The 3,074-nt window shown below is 66.8% G+C and carries 2 protein-coding genes; one reads left to right on the forward strand and one right to left on the reverse strand.

The features are described from left to right. The coding region (locus ACE3UY_RS05295; protein ID WP_374686510.1) for an adenylate/guanylate cyclase domain-containing protein at nt 1–1,294 on the reverse strand (1,294 nt) is incomplete at its 3' end. A gap of 230 nt (nt 1,295–1,524) precedes the next feature. Here ACE3UY_RS05295 and ACE3UY_RS05300 point away from each other — a divergent pair. Beyond that, nucleotides 1,525–3,074, forward strand: a 1,550-nt coding sequence (locus ACE3UY_RS05300; protein WP_374686511.1) for an ATP-binding protein, incomplete at its 3' end; no start/stop codon positions are given.

The raw sequence follows: 3,074 nt of genomic DNA on the forward strand, positions 1-3,074 counted from the left end.
AATAGGTAACCAGATCGAGCGACTGTTCATCAGCCCAGTGTAAGTCTTCGAGAAGGATCACCAGCGGCCCGGTCGCTGCCCGCGCGCGGAAGTAGCGCGTCAGATGGGAGCGGGCCACCGCGCCGAACTCCGCGCCGCCCAGCAAGCCTTGCACCGCCTCGCTGGCCGAGAAGTCGAAGCCCAGCCAATGCCCCACCACGTCGGCCTGGGCGGGTTCAAGGATACCGGCCATGCCCACCCGGAACTTCTCCAGAGCCACGGCGGCGCTGTCGCTATCGAGAATCTGGAAGCGGAAGGCGAACAGGTCGCGGAAAAGGCTGTGCGGCACGTTCTGGAGGTTCGGTGTGCCCCGACCCTTGAAGTACCAGATCGTCTCCGGGCGCAGTTCCAGCCAGTTATCGAACTCATACAGCAGCCGGCTCTTGCCCACCCCGGCCTCGCCGAGGATGGTCACCACCCGTGTCTCCGAAGTCTCCAGCGCGTCGGCGTAAGCGGTTTGCAGCGCCAGGAGTTCCGCCTCGCGGCCGACCATGCGCGTCTCGATGCCCTCGACGCCGCGCGTCGCCAACCGGAAGGCGCGCGGCTTGGCCCGTAGCACCACATAGGTCTGCACCGGCTCCTCGATGCCTTTGGCCGTGATCCGTTCATGCGGCCGCACGTCGAAAACGCCGCGGATGTGGCGATAGGTGTTGTGGGAGATGAGGATCGTCCCCGGCTCGGCGGCCGATTCCAACCGCCCGGCCAGGTTGACCGGCATGCCCTTGACCGTGTCCTTCCCCTCGGTCAGCCCGCCGGCGAAGACAAGCCCCGTGTCGATGCCCACGCGCACGCGGAAGCCCTCCACGCCCCGTTCGGCAACCCACTGGTCGGCGACGGAGCGGGCGATGGTTTGGATGTCGAGCGCGGCGCGGACGGCGTTCTCCGGGTCATTCTCGTGGGCCGTGGGCAGGCCGAACACGGCCTTGAAGCCATCTCCCTGGTAGCGGGCGATGTGGCCGCCGTGCCGGCCGACCGGCTCGGCCAGCCGGGTCAGCGCGGCGTCGATGAGGGCCATGTTCTCTTCGGGGTCGAGGTCGCGGACGAGGGCGGTGTGGCCGGCGATGTCCATGAACAGCACGGTCGCCAGTTTGCGCTGTTGCTCGGCGTGGGCCTGACGGGCTTCCAGCGCGGCCAGCTTCTCGCGGATGGGGCCGAGTATGGCCTCGACGACCGCGTCACCGAGCGCAGCCCGTTGCGCTTCCAGCGCCGCGATACCAGCCTGTAGTTGAGCGATCTCGGTGTCGGCTGCCTGCATTCGTCCACCTCCTGAGCCACTGTGCAAACCCGGCGGAACGCGACCAATATTATAGTCTTATCGCGAAAGGATGAAAGATCAACGCAAAGACGCACAATTAGGGGCTAGGGGTTAGGGACTAGGGATTAGGGAGGAGCGTTCTCCCCTAGAACCTAGCCCCTATATTGCGTTGAATTCTTCGCGTCCTGGCGTCCTTGCGTTAAACTTAAGCTCCTGGAGGTGACCGAGTCATGATAGAAACCAACGGCAAGTATTATCTCGGCAAACAATGGGACGCCGCGACCGGCAAGCTGGGCGACGAACCCCTGCTCTACGACTCCGAAGACCTGACCACCCATGCCGTCGTCGTCGGCATGACCGGCAGCGGCAAGACCGGCCTGTGCGTCGGCCTGCTGGAGGAGGCCGCGCTCAACGGCGTGCCGGCCCTGATGGTCGACCCCAAGGGCGACCTGACCAACCTGCTACTCCACTTCCCCCACCTGGCCCCGACCGACTTTCAGCCGTGGATCAACGCCGTCGAGGCCAAGAAGTCGGGCAAGACCGAGGCCCAGGTGGCGGCCGAAACGGCGGACATGTGGAAGAACGGCCTGGCCGAGTGGGACATCACCCCCGAACGCCTCCAGACGCTGGCCGACAGCGTCCGCTTCACCATCTACACCCCCGGCTCCACAGCCGGCGTGCCGCTCAGCGTCCTGGCTTCGCTCAGCGCCCCCGACCTGCCCTGGGCGGGCAACGAGGAGATTCTGAGCGAGCAGATCAGCGGCACGGTGACGGCCCTGCTCAGCCTGACCGGCCTGAAGGACATCGACCCCGTCCAGAGCCGCGAGCACATCCTGCTGTCCAACATCATCGCCAATGCCTGGCGCGAGGGAAAGCCCCTCGACCTGGGCGAGTTGATCATGCAGATCCAGTCACCTCCCTTCGCCAAGCTGGGCGTCTTCGACGTGAATACCTTCTTCCCGGAGAAAGACCGCGCCGCGCTGGCGATGCGGCTGAACAGCATGCTGGCCTCGCCCAGCTTCCAGACGTGGCTCAGCGGCGAGCCGCTGGACGCGGAAAGCCTGCTCTACACCGCCGACGGCCGGCCGCGCCACTCCGTCTTCTACATCGCCCACCTGAGCGAAGAGGAGCGGATGTTCTTCGTGACGCTGCTCTACTCCACCATCGAGTCGTGGATGCGCGCCCAGAGCGGTACGTCTTCGCTGCGCGCCCTGATCTACTTCGACGAGATCTTCGGCTACGTGCCGCCCATCGGCAACCCGCCCTCCAAGACGGTCATCCTGCGCATGCTGAAGCAGGCTCGCGCCTTCGGCGTCGGTCTGGTGCTGGCGACGCAGAACCCGGTAGACGTGGATTACAAGGGGCTGTCCAACGCCGGCACGTGGTTCATCGGCAAGCTGGCGACGGAGCAGGACAAGGCGCGCCTCATCGACGGCCTGATGAGCGCCGCGGCCGGCGGCGTGGACGTGAAGGAGTACGACCGGCTCATCTCCGGCATCGGCAAGCGCGTCTTCCTCATGCGCAACGTCCACGAGAAGCAGCCCATCCTCTTCCAGACGCGCTGGGCGATGAACTATCTGGCCGGGCCGCTGACTCGCGCTCAGATTCCGGCGCTCAACGCGCTGAAGGGGGCCGGGCCGGCGGCGGCCGGCCCCGCTGGCGCGGCGGCGGCGGCGGCTATGGCGACCCCCGCCCCCAGCGCCCCGCCCAAGCCGGCCGCGCCCGGCACGCCCGAAGCGGTCGGGACAGTCACCCGGCCACCCGTGCCCTCCGGCGTGGG

Source organism: Promineifilum sp. (SeqCode), from assembly GCF_041918635.1.
In the GTDB taxonomy this organism is placed as follows: Bacteria; Chloroflexota; Anaerolineae; order Promineifilales; family Promineifilaceae; genus Promineifilum.